The following is a 14,408-nucleotide window of genomic DNA, read 5'->3' on the forward strand; positions in this document are numbered from 1 at the left end:
AAAAGAAAGCCCGGCTCACGTTACGTGGCCGGGCTCAGGATGAAATCAGGAATTAACCTAAAGTCTTGAACGCCTTAATGCGTTGCAGATGAGGGGCAATATTCTTGAACTTATGCGTCTGCTCTTCATCCCAGACAATTTCGTAGTAGTGGTGCAGCAGTTCCGCAGCGCGGGGGCTGTTCAGCGCCTCATCGTTGCGGGAAAGGATCACCAGACAGCGATCGCGGTTCTTTTCACGGAAGTTGCTTACGCACTTGGTGGCGATATCAACATACTCTTCCGGTCTGTCGATCTTGCCTTCCATATTCTCGTTCGGGAACAGGTTGGGGTTGAACACCACCTGGCGAATATCACACAAGAACCCAATGCGCTCCGCCCAGTACCCACCCAGGCCGACGCCGCAGATCAACGGACGCTCGTCAACATTCAGCTGCAACATTTTGTCCACTTCCTTCAGCAGATGCTGCATATCATGCTTCGGATGACGTGTGCTGTAGCTAATCAGCCGCACATCCGGATCGATAAACTGCAGCTGCAGTACTTTCTCGTGATTACCGGGACTGTTCGAATCAAAACCGTGCAAATAGATGATCATCGTATCCTCGCCACACTACGCTTGCCAGGAGGGGTTATTGCCCCGCTTTATGCGCTTGCCAGCGCTCATGAAGCGCCTCAAGCTGCGCATTCACGGTTTTCCAGCGTGCCGTATCCCGCAGCTCCTGACGGCTAAAAGAACCTTTATGATACAATTGTGTAACACGTTCAGCCTTGATCGGCGACAGGTTATCTAACACGCTGACTGCGCCTTTACGATTATTGCAGACCAGGATCATATCGCAACCCGCATCCAGCGATGCCTGACCGCGTTCCGCGTAGCTGCCCATGATCGCCGCCCCTTCCATCGATAGATCGTCAGAGAAAATCACGCCGTTGAAGCCCAGCTCCTGACGCAGCACGGTTTTTAGCCAGTGCGGCGAGCCGCTGGCCGGACGCGGATCAACATCGGTGTAGATCACATGCGCAGGCATAATGGCGTCGAGCTTGTTGTCACTGATAAGCGATTTGAAAATCGACATGTCCCGGGCGCGGATCTCTGCCTGTGGGCGTGGGTCGCGCGGGGTCTCTTTGTGGGAATCCGCCGTGACGGCACCATGCCCCGGGAAATGTTTGCCGGTGGTTTTCATTCCCGCCTCGTGCATCCCGTCGATAAAACGGGTGGCCACCTGCAGCGCTTTCTGCGGCTCCTCGTGGTAAGCACGCTCCCCGATGGCGGCACTGATATGGCCCACGTCCAGAACCGGGGCAAAGCTGATATCAATATCCATGGCGATCATCTCGCTGGCCATCAGCCAGCCGGCCTCCTGCGCCAGTTTACCACCCTCTTCCAGCCCGAGTAACGCTGCAAAAGACTGGGCAGCGGGTAGACGGGTAAAGCCTTCGCGAAAACGCTGCACGCGGCCGCCTTCCTGATCAACGGCTACCACCAGGCGGTGATGGGAAGCCTCGCGGATCTGGCGTACCAGCTCCCGCAGCTGCGCAGGATCGTGATAATTGCGCGTAAACAGGATCAGGCCACCCACCAGCGGATGCGCCAGAATCTCGCGCTCCTCCGCATCCAGCTCATAACCTTCCACATCCAACATGACCGGACCCACACGAACCTCTCTTATTCTGTCGTTTCTAACTGGCGCCAGATCTCATCGGCCAGCGCAATAAAATGTTTGTCTTGTGATTGTTGCCAGCGCAGCTCAAACCAGCCAGCCATCAGCATCAGCACCCAGGGGCGCCAGCGTTTCACCTGACGTTGCAGCCGGGACAGATCGAGTTGCGCGATCTCGCCGTAGGCGGCAAGCAGTTGCTGACGCTGGACTTCACTCTCAGTCCAGACGCTGGCCAGCTCCAGGGCAACGTCGCCGTCTCCGGCATATTCCCAGTCCAGCAGCCGACTGCCGGCAGGCGTGTGCACGATATTACCCGCATGAACGTCCATATGCAGCGGCACGAGGCGCAGCGGGCGCGGCTCGCCCCCTTTTTGCAGACGCTTATGCCAGCGCAGCCACAACGGTGTACGCCGGGACGGCGAGGCCTGCAACCAGTACTGCTCCAGCAGCGGGGCCAGGGTGATGCGCCAGCCGAATCTGGGCTGATGATGCAGATGATACAGCATCGCGGCCAGCACGGGTGCGGCGGGTAACGTGGTTTTGACCTCACCCGCCAGATAATCGACCGCTATCCATCCAGGACTGTAAAAATGCGGCTGGGGAGCAATGTCGGCGGGAAGATGGCGTAGCGCATGGTACTGGCGGCGAAAATGGGCCGGCGTGGCCAGCGCGGCATGATACTGGCGCAGCACCAGCCGCTGCCCGGCGTGCTCAATAATGCAAATCGCGCCGCTCAACCCGGCGTGGGTCTGCGGCGCGATAAGGCGATACTGCGGGAAAAAGCGCGACAGCAATGTGTCGCGCGTCAGATTACTGTTGCTGAACTGCACCTTTACCCGACCAGATAATTTCACCTGTCTGAACCAGCATCAACTGCATTTGCAGCGCTGGTGAGTTGACGTTGCCGGTCGCGCTGGAGTAGAGCACATACTGCGCCCCTACGTTGCGGGCAATGCCGATGGCTTTACTGCGCGAGCCCAGGCTGTCCTGCGGAGAAAGGCCCAACTGCTGCTTGGCCACGGAGAGCTGCTGCGCCGATACCAGGGTGAATTTGCCATTGTTCGCCAGCGCATTGCGCAGCGTTTCGGTGGCTTCCCCGGCATTCAGGCTGCCGTTGGTGCGGTTGTTGACGCTGTCCACCAGCAGCACGCTGCCTGCGGTAACGCCCTGAGCCTGCAACATTTTATTGACCATCGGCTGCATCGCGCCGTTCCAGTCGTAATGACGTTCACGCGGCGCAGGCTGAGCGCTTTCTTCCTGATGCTCGATAGGACCTGGTTGCGCAGGCACGGACGGCACGGTAGGCACGGTTGGTACAGGCTGTGTTGGCTGGACCGGCTGCTCTGCGCCCGGCTTCACCTCTTCGACCGGTGCAGGCGGCTGCTCAGTACGACTGATACAACCCGAGAGGAACAGTGCAAAAGCCGTGACCAGCGCGTAACGACTGAAATTTTTAATCAAGGATCACCCCTTAAAGATAGAGATAAAGTCTGACCTTATGCGCACCCAGATAATTGGCGCTGCCATAGAGCGTGACCGACGAATTCGCCGGGATGGTCACGCTGCGCGGCGCCTCAAGCGGGTGCATTTCCAGGCCTCTGGCGTCATACCAGAAAAAACGGTAATGGACGGTTATGGACTCTTGTCTTTCATTAAACAGCGTGGAGGAGGCAGACGGCTGAATCTCGCTGATGGTCAGCGACGGTTTATCGGCGGTAATGCCCGCCGCCAGTACAGAAGACTCCATCACTAATGTTTGCTCATCATTGACGGGGATGGCGGGCTGAGATTTGCATCCCGCCAGCAGCACCATCATGAACAGCATCGCAATCCGTCCACCGGGCATCTTAAAGACCTTTATGCGCAAGCATCGGCCCCAGCGGACGACCGCCGAGCAGATGTATATGAATATGATAAACTTCCTGACCACCGTGGCGGTTACAGTTCATGATCAAACGATAACCGTCTTCGGCCACGCCTTCCTGCTCAGCAATTTTCGCTGCTACTGTCAGCATACGGCCTAATGCCAATTCATGCTCAGTTTTCACGTCATTTACCGTCGGAATCAGAATATTAGGAATAATGAGGATGTGGGTCGGCGCCTGCGGAGAGATGTCGCGAAAAGCGGTAACCAGCTCATCCTGATAGACGATATCCGCAGGTATCTCGCCGCGGATAATTTTACTGAAAATGGTTTCTTCAGCCATGGGGTTTTCCTTATTCATTAATCTGGCGACGTGCCCGGAGACAACCCACTCGGTGCAGGCGCATTCTTATGTGATACGACTCAAGAGTATGAGCGACTTTCTCTAATCCTTTCAACCTTATCCCTCGAATTCTTTCCTTATAGCGCAATTTATACGCAGCCGTTCCTCGCGCCCTGCCCTGAAATCTTAAAACATAATTTCATATACGGCTGAAACCCTTGTTTACAGGTTTAATCACAATGCGTATATTTCGCATTTGCATTTACATGCGCATTTTATACCTAGAAAACGACCTCAGACTGTGCTTACGGAACTGGGGCATAACATTCACACTTCACTCAGAAAGGTTTGTTGATGTCTTTCATGAATTATACCAGGGACGGGCAACGCCAGCCTGTCGCTAAACCCTCGCTGCTCGCAGCCTGTATTGCTTTCGCATTGACGCCCGTCGCCAGCTTCGCCGCCCCGGCCGAAGAGACGGTCATTGTTGAGGGTTCATCGCAGCCGGATGCCGCTGATGAAAGCCAGGACTACAGCGTAAAAACCACGACCGTGGGCACCAAAATGCAGATGGTCCAGCGTGACATTCCGCAATCGGTCACGATCGTCAGCGAACAACGCATGGAAGACCAACAGCTGCAAACCCTGGGCGACGTGATGGATAACACGATGGGGATCAGCAAAAGCACCACTGACTCCGATCGCAGCAACTTTTACTCCCGCGGGTTCGAAATCGACAACTACATGGTCGATGGCATTCCAACCTATTTCGAATCACGCTGGAACCTGGGTGATTCTCAGTCTGACACGGCCCTGTTTGAGCGGGTGGAAGTGGTGCGTGGCGCCAACGGTCTGATGACCGGCACAGGCAACCCGTCTGCGGCGATCAATATGGTGCGTAAGCATGCCACCAGCCGCGAATTCAAGGCCAATCTGTCGGCAGAATACGGCAGCTGGAACAAACAACGTTACGTCATGGACATGCAAAGCCCGCTGACGGAAGACGGCAATCTGCGCAGCCGCATCGTGGCGGGTTATCAGGACAGCGACTCCTGGCTCGACAACTACAATCAGAAGCGCACCTTCTTCTCCGGTATTCTGGACGCCGACCTGGGCACCAGCACCTCCCTGTCCGCCGGCTACGAATACCAGCGTATCGACATCAATAACCAGACCTGGGGTGGTTTGCCGCGCTGGAACACCGACGGTAGCACCAAACATTACGATCGCGCCCACAGCACGTCTCCAGACTGGGCTTACAACGACAAAGAGTTCAATAAGGTCTTCTTCACCCTGAAGCAGCGTTTTGCCGACGACTGGCAGGCCACCCTGAATGCGACCCATACCGAAGCGAAATTCGACAGCAAAGCGATGTACATCGATGCCTTTGTGAATAAGAGCACCGGCATGCTGGAAGGCCCTTATTCGAACTATGGTCCGGGCTTTGATTACATTGGCGGCACCGGCTGGAACAGCGGTAAACGTAAAGTGGATGCGGTGGATCTGTTTGCAGACGGGGGCTACGAGCTGCTGGGCCGTCAGCACACTATGATGGTGGGCGGCAGCTTCAGTCGTCAGACCAACCGTTACACCAACTCATGGGCTAACGTCTACCCGGATGAGTTCGGTAGCTTCTACGACTATAACGGTAACTTCCCGGAAACCAACTGGGGATCGCAGTCGCTGGCTCAGGATGACACCACCAATATGAAATCGCTGTACGCCGCGACGCGCATTTCACTGGCCGATCCTTTGCATTTAATTCTTGGCGCCCGTTATACCAACTGGAGTGTTAACACCCTGACCAGTGACATGGAGAAAAACCACACCACGCCTTACGCGGGTCTGGTTTACGACATCAATGACAACTGGTCTGCCTACACCAGCTATACCTCCATCTTCCAGCCGCAAAACTACCGCGACAGCTCGGGCAAGTATCTTGACCCGATCACCGGGAATAACTACGAAGCGGGCCTGAAATCCGACTGGATGAACAGCCGTCTGACTACCACGCTCTCCGTGTTCCGCATTGAGCAGGATAATCTGGGGCAAAGCACCGGCCGGACCATTCAGGGTTCCACTGATGTGGCTTACGAGAGCGTTGACGGTACCGTGAGTAAAGGCGTTGAGTTTGAAATCAACGGCGCGCTGACGGATAACTGGCAGATGACCTTCGGTGCAACGCGCTACGTTGCGGAAGATAACGAAGGCAAGGCGGTAAACCCGCAACTGCCGCGTACTACCGTAAAACTGTTTACCAGCTACTGTCTGCCGGCTATGCCTGAGCTGACCGTTGGCGGCGGCGTTAACTGGCAAAACAGCGTCTACACTTATCAGGACACGCCTTACGGCACCTGGCGCGCATCACAGGGCAGCTACGCGCTGGTGGATCTCTTCACCCGTTACCAGGTCACGAAGAACTTCTCCCTGCAGGGTAATCTGAATAACCTCTTCGATAAGACTTACGACACCAACGTCGAAGGTGAAATTGTGTATGGCGAACCGCGTAACGTGAGCCTGACCGCAAGCTATCAGTTCTGATAAATTATCAGACGTCTAAGGGAGCCAAATGGCTCCCTTTTTTGTGCCGGGTGGCGCTACGCTTACCCGGCCTACGGTCTGAGCTTTTGTAGGCCGGGTAAGGCGCAGCCGCCACCCGGCATTTCACAAACCATAGATATAAAAAAGGCAGCCATTCGGCTGCCTTAGTCTCCCCAGGTCACAACTTAGTTGCTGCGGATGTACTCATCCATTTCGGTTTTCAGGTTATCGGATTTAGTACCGAAGATAGCCTGTACACCGGAACCTGCAACAACTACGCCAGCTGCGCCCAGTTTTTTCAGACCCGGCTGGTCAACTTTCGCGATATCAGCAACGCTCACACGCAGACGAGTGATACACGCGTCCAGGTTGGTGATGTTCTCTTTACCGCCGAACGCTGCAACCAGTGCAGGAGCCATTTCGCTGGTCGCGCCAGCTTTAACGTCGTCTGTTGCATCTTCACGACCCGGAGTTTTCAGGTCCAGTGCTTTGATCAGCACGCGGAAGATGGTGTAGTACGCAACCGCGTAGCACGCACCAACGATTGGGAACAGCCACAGCTTGCTGCTGTTACCGGACAGAACGATAAAGTCGATCAGACCGTGCGAGAAGGAGGTACCGTCACGCATACCCAGCAGGATACAGATTGGGAACGCCAGGCCAGCCAGAACCGCGTGGATAATGTACAGAATCGGCGCAACGAACATGAAGGAGAACTCGATCGGCTCGGTGATACCGGTCAGGAACGAGGTCAGCGCTGCGGAGATCATGATACCGCCCACTTTGGCACGGTTCTCTGGTTTAGCAGAGTGCCAGATTGCAATCGCAGCAGCCGGCAGGCCGTACATTTTGAACAGGAAGCCGCCAGACAGTTTGCCTGCAGTTGGGTCGCCTGCCATGTAACGTGGGATATCGCCGTGGAAAACCTGACCTGCTGCGTTGGTGTATTCGCCGATCTGCATCTGGAAAGGAACGTTCCAGATGTGGTGCAGACCAAACGGCACCAGGCAACGCTCAATGAAGCCGTAGATACCGAACGCCACAACCGGGTTCTGGTATGCAGCCCACTGGGAGAAGGTCTGGATCGCAGAACCAATCGGAGGCCAGATGAAGGAGAGGATCACACCGGTGAAGATCGCCGCCAGACCAGAGATAATTGGAACGAAACGCTTACCTGCAAAGAAGCCCAGGTACTCAGGCAGCTTGATGCGATAGAAGCGGTTAAACATATATGCCGCAATTGCACCCGAGATGATACCGCCCAGAACCCCGGTATCAGCCAGGTGTTTAGCAGCGATCTCTTCCGGTGGTAAGTGCAGCACCAGAGGTGCAACCACAGCCATGGTTTTAACCATGATGCCGTAGGCAACTACAGCGGCCAGTGCAGATACGCCGTCGTTATTGGTGAAGCCAAGCGCAACGCCGATAGCGAAGATCAGTGGCATATTAGCAAAAACAGAACCGCCTGCTTCGGCCATCACATGAGAAACTACGGCTGGCAGCCAGCTGAAGTTTGCAGAACCGACGCCCAGCAGGATACCTGCGATAGGCAGTACGGATACTGGCAGCATCAGCGATTTACCGACCTTCTGCAGGTTAGCAAATGCATTCTTAAACATAATTGAGAGTGCTCCTGAGTATTTGTGCTTTTTTTACGTTTTCACGCATTGGCCCGGGGGGAGAACCGTGCCGTGGACAGGACATCTAAGCGCCCTTTATTTATTACACAGAGTAAAATAAATCCGCGTATCTTTGTTTGACGGCTATCACGTTTCAGCGCAAGGCAGCTGAAAAACTTTCAGACTTTTACAAAACAGATTGCCAAATGTTTCCATAACGGTCATCACCGCCCCAACCTGGGCGGTGAACTTTACTCTTTTCGGCTATTAATTACGAGCCATAAAAAAATAGATTAATCAGGCAGATTGCAGGCGGGAGGGATCGATGTGAAACAGGCTGGCAAAGTTGGTGGTGGTAATGCGTGCCAGTTCTTCAACGTCGACGCCTTTTAATACGGCCATGTACTCGGCCACATCCCGTACCATCGCGGGTTGATTTTCTTTACCGCGATGCGGTACCGGAGCCAGATAAGGGGAGTCTGTTTCCACCAGCAGACGATCGAGCGGCACGTAGCGCGCAGCATCACGAAGCTGCTCGGCGTTACGGAACGTCACGATCCCGGAAAACGAGATATAAAAACCCAAATCCAGCAGCTTGCCCGCTGTTTCTCTGTCTTCTGTGAAACAGTGTAGTACGCCCCCGCAATCCGTCACGTTTTCTTCTGTCAGGATTGCCAGCGTATCGGCGCGCGCGTCGCGGGTGTGGACGATCACCGGTTTATTCAGTTCCCGGCCAATGCGGATATGGTCGCGGAAAGATTCCTGCTGGCGAGATTTGGTTTCCGGAGTGTAGAAATAATCCAGCCCGGTTTCACCCATCGCCACCACGCCCTCTTCCGCCGCCAGACGGCGTAAATCTTCGACGTCGTAAGGTTCATCCTGGTTCAGCGGATGCACGCCGCAGGAGAACACCACATTGTCGCGGACGCCCACCAGCTCGCGCATGGTGCGATAACCCGGTAACGTCGTGGCGACCGCCAGACAAAATTTCACATCGCGGGCGGCGGCTTTCGCCAGCACGTCATCGACGTTTTTATGCAGGGATTGATAATCCAGGCCATCGAGATGGCAGTGTGAGTCGACTAAAAACATAATGTCTCTCTCAGAGATGGGATACAGGCAACGTCGTGCCCGGTTGCAGGTAATGCTCGATAGTGAGTAACAGGTCGGTCAGGACAAGCTCCCGATTCAGCCCCGTTACGCTGAGTAGTTGTTCGCGGCACTGGCAGACATCATGAAGGATAGCCCGCAATGCCACGCCCGGGAGGCGTTGCGCCAGGGTATTCACGAGCGGCCAGGCATCAGCATTGCTAAGCAGGGTCGCTCCCTGCTGAACTTTAAGGGCATCCAGCAGCAGGGCTGCCAGCCAGTGCAGACGGTCTGGCACTTGCTCGTGGTTCAGAACCGGAAGCAGGCTCAGCCAGTCGCCGCTGTCCGACACCGCGCCGAGCGCCTGACAAAGTTGTTCCCGTTGTGTCTGGACGTTGGGCTGCAGCAAGGCCAACGCCGCGGCAGGTGCTCCGCCGCACAGACGCAGCGCGCTCAGCGCAGCTTCTTGTGACGTTGTCACTTCTCGCGCCAGCCAGCTGAGGGCCCAGGCCTCCTGCGGCACGCTGAGATGATGCAGACGACAGCGGCTACGCAGGGTTGCCAGCAGCCGTCCGGGTTCACGACAGGCCATCAGGAACCAGGTATTTTCCGGTGGCTCTTCGAGGGTTTTTAACAAAGCGTTCGCCGCGGCCTCAGTAAGCTGAGCGGCATCCTTCAGCCAGACGACCTTCGCCCCGCCGAGCCGCGCACGCTCGTAGAGCTTTTCACTGACCGTACGCACCGCATCGATGCCCAGCGTGGTCTTGCCTTTCTCCGGCTCCAGCGCGTAATAATCCGGGTGCGTCTCCGCCTGCATCAGCTGACAGCTGCGGCATTGACCGCAGCTTTTATGCCCCTGCGGCTGCTGACACATCAAAAAACGGCTGATGGCGTAGATCAGGGCCTCATCGCCCATGCCCGGCAGCGACTGGATCAGTAACGCATGATGCCCCCGACCGGACTGATAGCTGTTCACCAGCTGTTCAAAGTGCGGGCGCAACCATGGGTACCATTTCATGCCTGTTGTTCCTTCAGCCAGTCAGTGACCGTCTGGCGAATGTCGTTCATCACATCCTCCAGCGGCTGGGTTGCATCGATGGTGCGGATCGAACTGTCCTGGGCGGCCAGCTCACGGTAACGCGCGCGGGTGCGGTTAAAGAAGTCCAGCGACTCCTGCTCGATACGATCCAGTTCGCCGCGGGCGCGGGCGCGTTTCAGACCCACTTCAGGCGTCACGTCGAGATAGAGCGTCAGGTTCGGGCGGAAATCGCCAAGGACCGCATCGCGCAGCGTGCCGAGCATCTGCTGGTCAATGCCGCGTCCGCCGCCCTGATACGCCTGGGTCGAGAGATCGTGGCGGTCGCCAATCACCCAGCATCCCCGCGCCAGGGCAGGCTTGATGACGGTTTCGACCAGCTGGACGCGCGCGGCGTAAAACATCATCACTTCGGCTTTATCGGTGATGACTTCATCCCCGACCGATTTGATGTCCAGTACCAGGCTGCGCAGTTTTTCAGCCAGCTGGGTACCACCCGGTTCACGGGTAAAGATCATCTCTTCGATACCACACTGTTTGAGCGTCTCGACCACTACATCACGTGCGGTCGTTTTCCCGGCGCCTTCCAGCCCCTCAATGACAATGTAATTACTGCGCATTTTTTTCCTTAAGTGCCTTCAGATAGTCCTGGACCGAACGATTATGACTGGCAAGATTGGTGTTAAAAGTATGTCCACCCTTTCCGTCCGCGACGAAATAGAGATACGGCGTCTTAGCCGGATGCGCGGCGGCATTCAACGATGCCTGACCCGGTGTGGCAATCGGCCCCGGGGGTAAACCGCTAATGACATAGGTATTATAATCGGTTGGGGTTTCCAGGTCTTTACGTGAAATTTTGCCCTTGTAATTCTCACCCATACCGTAAATTACCGTCGGGTCGGTCTGCAGACGCATACCGATGCGCAGGCGATTGATAAATACCGAGGCAACCTGATCTCGCTCACTCGCAACCGCCGTCTCTTTCTCGACGATCGAGGCCATGGTCACGAACTGGTTCTGATCTTTATACGGCAGGTTTTCCATCCGCCCTTCCCAGGCTTTATCCACTGCGTCGCCCATCTTTTTATGCGCGCGTTGCAGCAAAGCCACATCCGTGGTGCCTGCGGTATACATCCAGGTATCTGGCCAGAACCACCCTTCTACCCACTCCGGATGCTCAAACTTCAGGGCCTCGGCGACGGTGGCATAGCTGTCGTCTTTAAGAGTGTGTTTGATGTAAGGGGCGTCGCGGAGCTGCTTCAGGTAGTCGCTCAGGCGCATCCCTTCCACAAAACGCAGCGGGAACTGCGCCTCTTTGCCGCTCTCAAGCAGCTCCAGCATCTCTTTGACGGTCATCCCCGGCGTAAAACGGTAGGTACCGGCTTTAAAATGCGACAGTTCCGGCTGCACGCGTAATAACCACTGGAACACCCGCGGGCGGTTAATGATCTTCTCGCCATACAGCTGCTCACCCAGCGCCAGACGCCCGGTGCCCGGTTTCAGGGTGAAGACCGTCTCTTCGGCGATCAGAATTTGACTGCCCGCCAGCTGGCGAACTTTCCACATCCCTACGCCAGCGGCAATGCCCAGCACAACAAGGATGAGGAGAATAAAGCGCAACATTTTCTTCATGACTATCTGGTTTGCTCACACAGAGGGGCTAAAAATGCGTACAACTCACGCGATAAAAAACGTTGAGAACCATACTGACGAACCGGCACAACGGGCATTAGCGCATTGCAGACCATCATCTCGTCGGCCTCAGCCAGCACAGCCTCGTGGGCATACACTTCGACAACGCGATACCCGGAGTGTGCCAGCTGTTGCAGACAAAACTGGCGCATCAGGCCATTAACGCCTGCCTGATCCAGCCGGGGAGTAAAAATCTCCTTCCCCTGACGCCAGAATAAATTCGCCGCACAGCATTCCGTAATGAACCCTTCGCTGTCAAGAACCAGCGCCTCGTCGGCATCGGTCTGTTCGAGATGCGTGCGGATCAGCACCTGTTCAAGACGGTTAAGGTGTTTTAACCCGGCCAGCTGCGGGTTACGTCCCAGCCGCACCGGGCTTAAGGTCAGGACAATGCCTTCGCTACGCCAGCTATCATAGTGGGGGGGATACGCCGACACCGAGAGGAGTCGAACCGGGCGCAGGCAGTTCGCCGGGCTGTATCCCCTGCCGCCGCTTCCCCGGCTGATAATGACCTTCAGCACGCCACGGTCATTCCTCTGGGCGAGCTCAACCATTTCACGTTCCAACTCTGCCCATGCCACATAGGGGATAAGCAGTTTTTCACAGGCTTTCTGCAAGCGTTGCAGATGGGCATCCAGCAGACAGACCTGGCCCGCAGCAATGCGTGCCGTCGTGAAGCAGCCGTCACCAAACTGAATAGACCTGTCGCTCGCTGGCAGCGTTTCCTGGGGTATGCCATTGATCAAGAACATGATGGCTCCTTTTAAATGGTCGAATAGTCTGGCAGGAAGGCGGGCCGCGGACAAGGGAATAAAACCGAATAAAAAAGGCCCGACAAGCGGACCTTTTTTATCAATGTGCCGGGAAGGCGATAGACCGCCCGGCTGTCGGCCTCAGACCTTTTTAAAGATCAGAGAGCCGTTGGTGCCGCCAAAGCCGAAGGAGTTACACAGGGTGTACTCCAGACCGCTGACCTGACGTGCTTCGTGCGGAACGAAGTCCAGATCGCAACCATCATCCGGGTTATCCAGGTTGATGGTCGGCGGAACAGCCTGATCGCGCAGCGCAAGGATAGAGTAGATTGATTCTACTGCACCCGCCGCACCCAACAGGTGTCCGGTCATGGATTTAGTTGAGCTGACCATCACGCGGCGGGACGCATCGCCAAACACAGACTTAACGGCCTGCGCTTCAGCTTTGTCGCCTGCTGGCGTGGAGGTACCGTGCGCATTCACATAGCCAATCTGACCCGGTTCGATACCCGCATCGCGGATTGCGTTAACCATTGCCAGCGCAGCACCTGCCCCGTCTTCCGGCGGAGAGGTCATGTGATAAGCGTCGCTGCTCATGCCGAAGCCAATGATTTCAGCATAAATTTTCGCGCCGCGCTTCTTCGCATGCTCGTACTCTTCCAGCACGACCATACCCGCACCGTCACCCAGCACGAAACCATCACGGTCTTTATCCCACGGACGGCTTGCCGCCTGAGGATTATCGTTGCGGGTAGACAGGGCACGCGCTGCGCCGAAGCCACCTACACCCAGTGGGGTACTGGCCTTTTCTGCACCGCCTGCAACCATCGCATCGGCATCGCCATAGGCGATAATACGCGCCGCCTGGCCAATGTTATGCACGCCGGACGTACAGGCAGTAGCAATCGAGATGCTTGGACCGCGCAGGCCAAACATGATGGTCAGGTGACCTGCCACCATGTTAACAATCGTTGACGGAACGAAGAACGGGCTAATTTTACGTGGGCCACCATTCACCAGAGAGGTGTGGTTTTCCTCAATCAGGCCAAGACCGCCAATCCCGGAGCCAATAGCGGCGCCAATACGGGTTGCGTTCTCTTCCGTAATTTCAAGGCCAGAATCCTGCATGGCCTGAACGCCAGCGACAATTCCATATTGAATGAAGGCATCCATCTTGCGCTGTTCTTTGCGCGAGATGATCTCTTCACAGTTAAAATCCTTTACTAAGCCAGCAAATTTCGTTGCATAGGCGCTAGTATCGAAATGGTCGATTAGGCTGATGCCACTCTGACCGGCAAGGAGAGCGTTCCAGGTAGACTCTACGGTATTGCCGACAGGAGATAACATGCCAAGTCCGGTCACAACTACACGACGCTTAGACACGCTTGTCCTCCAGGGAGGGATAAAAAAAGAAAATCGAGGGACTACAAAAGAAAAAACACAGGCGGTCGAATGACCGCCTGGAGATGCTCACTTACGCCTGGTGACCGTTGATGTAATCAATGGCAGCCTGAACGGTGGTGATTTTCTCAGCTTCTTCGTCCGGAATCTCAGTATCAAACTCTTCTTCCAGAGCCATTACCAGCTCAACGGTGTCAAGAGAATCTGCGCCCAGGTCTTCAACGAAGGAAGCGGAGTTCACAACTTCTTCCTGCTTAACGCCCAGCTGTTCGCCAATAATTTTCTTAACGCGTTCTTCGATAGTGCTCATACTCTTAAATTTCCTATCAAAACTCGCTTTCGCGATGGTTTTCGTAGTGTATAAAATGTTGAAAAATTTGCAACTAAATCCCGGCAGGTCTTACCACGAT

General features: G+C 55.5%; 15 protein-coding genes. 1 reads left to right on the forward strand and 14 read right to left on the reverse strand.

Annotated elements, in window-relative coordinates; all coding sequences use genetic code 11:
- Positions 1–52: 52 nt before the first annotated feature.
- Genes ycfP through hinT form a run of 6 tightly spaced genes read right to left on the reverse strand, consistent with a single transcriptional unit; the run spans position 53 to position 3,868 of the window.
- The gene (ycfP, locus tag LRS40_RS21380; RefSeq protein WP_103179108.1) at positions 53–595 is read right to left on the reverse strand and encodes an alpha/beta hydrolase YcfP; all 543 of its coding nucleotides are present in this window, start codon (positions 593–595) and stop codon (positions 53–55) included.
- Between the two features lie 34 nt (positions 596–629).
- A complete protein-coding gene (gene nagZ, locus LRS40_RS21385; protein ID WP_231312617.1) occupies positions 630–1,655 on the reverse strand; it encodes a beta-N-acetylhexosaminidase in 1,026 nt (341 codons plus the stop codon).
- A gap of 11 nt (positions 1,656–1,666) precedes the next feature.
- Positions 1,667–2,491 carry a thiamine kinase gene (thiK, locus tag LRS40_RS21390; RefSeq protein ID WP_231313928.1) on the reverse strand — a complete coding sequence of 275 codons (825 nt, stop codon included), beginning with the start codon at positions 2,489–2,491 and terminating at the stop codon, positions 1,667–1,669.
- Entirely contained in the window at positions 2,472–3,122 is a 651-nt protein-coding gene (gene lpoB, locus LRS40_RS21395; RefSeq protein ID WP_156263468.1) for a penicillin-binding protein activator LpoB, read from the reverse strand. Before lpoB ends, thiK begins: the two co-directional genes overlap by 20 nt.
- 10 nt (positions 3,123–3,132) lie before the next feature.
- Positions 3,133–3,507, reverse strand: coding sequence for a YcfL family protein (locus LRS40_RS21400; RefSeq protein ID WP_142489090.1), 375 nt, complete (start codon positions 3,505–3,507; stop codon positions 3,133–3,135).
- 1 nt (position 3,508) lies between these two features.
- Positions 3,509–3,868 (reverse strand): purine nucleoside phosphoramidase, encoded by a 360-nt coding sequence (hinT, locus tag LRS40_RS21405; protein ID WP_231312618.1) that lies wholly within the window; start codon positions 3,866–3,868, stop codon positions 3,509–3,511.
- A 354-nt stretch (positions 3,869–4,222) separates the two neighbouring features.
- On the opposite strand from hinT, the gene fhuE reads away from it, so the two are divergent.
- On the forward strand, positions 4,223–6,409 hold the full coding sequence (fhuE, locus tag LRS40_RS21410; protein WP_231312619.1) for a ferric-rhodotorulic acid/ferric-coprogen receptor FhuE: 2,187 nt from the start codon (positions 4,223–4,225) through the stop codon (positions 6,407–6,409).
- Between the two features lie 185 nt (positions 6,410–6,594).
- Here fhuE and ptsG read toward each other — a convergent pair whose 3' ends face one another.
- The 8 genes from ptsG to acpP form a co-directional block, all read right to left on the reverse strand.
- Entirely contained in the window at positions 6,595–8,028 is a 1,434-nt protein-coding gene (ptsG, locus tag LRS40_RS21415; RefSeq protein ID WP_142489087.1) for a PTS glucose transporter subunit IIBC, read from the reverse strand.
- Between the two features lie 297 nt (positions 8,029–8,325).
- Positions 8,326–9,120, reverse strand: coding sequence for a metal-dependent hydrolase (locus LRS40_RS21420; RefSeq protein ID WP_231312620.1), 795 nt, complete (start codon positions 9,118–9,120; stop codon positions 8,326–8,328).
- A gap of 10 nt (positions 9,121–9,130) precedes the next feature.
- Positions 9,131–10,135: a DNA polymerase III subunit delta' gene (holB, locus tag LRS40_RS21425; protein ID WP_231312621.1), complete on the reverse strand. Its 1,005-nt coding sequence runs from the start codon at positions 10,133–10,135 to the stop codon at positions 9,131–9,133.
- Positions 10,132–10,773, reverse strand: coding sequence for a dTMP kinase (gene tmk, locus LRS40_RS21430; protein WP_142489084.1), 642 nt, complete (start codon positions 10,771–10,773; stop codon positions 10,132–10,134). The genes holB and tmk overlap by 4 nt, the downstream gene beginning before the upstream one ends.
- Positions 10,763–11,785 (reverse strand): cell division protein YceG, encoded by a 1,023-nt coding sequence (gene yceG / locus LRS40_RS21435; protein WP_231312622.1) that lies wholly within the window; start codon positions 11,783–11,785, stop codon positions 10,763–10,765. Before yceG ends, tmk begins: the two co-directional genes overlap by 11 nt.
- A gap of 2 nt (positions 11,786–11,787) precedes the next feature.
- Complete coding sequence (gene pabC / locus LRS40_RS21440; RefSeq protein ID WP_231312623.1) at positions 11,788–12,597, reverse strand: aminodeoxychorismate lyase; 810 nt, start codon at positions 12,595–12,597, stop codon at positions 11,788–11,790.
- A 141-nt stretch (positions 12,598–12,738) separates the two neighbouring features.
- Positions 12,739–13,980, reverse strand: a complete 1,242-nt coding sequence (gene fabF / locus LRS40_RS21445) for a beta-ketoacyl-ACP synthase II (RefSeq protein ID WP_142489081.1) — start codon at positions 13,978–13,980, stop codon at positions 12,739–12,741.
- A gap of 91 nt (positions 13,981–14,071) precedes the next feature.
- Positions 14,072–14,308, reverse strand: a complete 237-nt coding sequence (gene acpP / locus LRS40_RS21450) for an acyl carrier protein (RefSeq protein ID WP_003857954.1) — start codon at positions 14,306–14,308, stop codon at positions 14,072–14,074.
- Between the last annotated feature and the right edge of the window lie 100 nt (positions 14,309–14,408).

This window comes from Leclercia sp. G3L (assembly GCF_021117075.1).
Classification (GTDB): domain Bacteria; phylum Pseudomonadota; class Gammaproteobacteria; order Enterobacterales; family Enterobacteriaceae; genus Enterobacter; species Enterobacter adecarboxylatus_C.

What these genes read in the sequence shown, in the direction of transcription:
- ptsG (WP_142489087.1), bottom strand. Translation starts at nt 8,028, where the DNA reads ATGTTTAAGAATGCATTTGCTAACCTGCAGAAGGTCGGTAAATCGCTG.
- yceG (WP_231312622.1), bottom strand. Translation starts at nt 11,785, where the DNA reads ATGAAGAAAATGTTGCGCTTTATTCTCCTCATCCTTGTTGTGCTGGGC.
- pabC (WP_231312623.1), bottom strand. Translation starts at nt 12,597, where the DNA reads ATGTTCTTGATCAATGGCATACCCCAGGAAACGCTGCCAGCGAGCGAC.
- acpP (WP_003857954.1), bottom strand. Translation starts at nt 14,308, where the DNA reads ATGAGCACTATCGAAGAACGCGTTAAGAAAATTATTGGCGAACAGCTG.
- ycfP (WP_103179108.1), bottom strand. Translation starts at nt 595, where the DNA reads ATGATCATCTATTTGCACGGTTTTGATTCGAACAGTCCCGGTAATCAC.
- LRS40_RS21420 (WP_231312620.1), bottom strand. Translation starts at nt 9,120, where the DNA reads ATGTTTTTAGTCGACTCACACTGCCATCTCGATGGCCTGGATTATCAA.
- holB (WP_231312621.1), bottom strand. Translation starts at nt 10,135, where the DNA reads ATGAAATGGTACCCATGGTTGCGCCCGCACTTTGAACAGCTGGTGAAC.
- tmk (WP_142489084.1), bottom strand. Translation starts at nt 10,773, where the DNA reads ATGCGCAGTAATTACATTGTCATTGAGGGGCTGGAAGGCGCCGGGAAA.
- LRS40_RS21400 (WP_142489090.1), bottom strand. Translation starts at nt 3,507, where the DNA reads ATGCCCGGTGGACGGATTGCGATGCTGTTCATGATGGTGCTGCTGGCG.
- hinT (WP_231312618.1), bottom strand. Translation starts at nt 3,868, where the DNA reads ATGGCTGAAGAAACCATTTTCAGTAAAATTATCCGCGGCGAGATACCT.
- fhuE (WP_231312619.1), top strand. Translation starts at nt 4,223, where the DNA reads ATGTCTTTCATGAATTATACCAGGGACGGGCAACGCCAGCCTGTCGCT.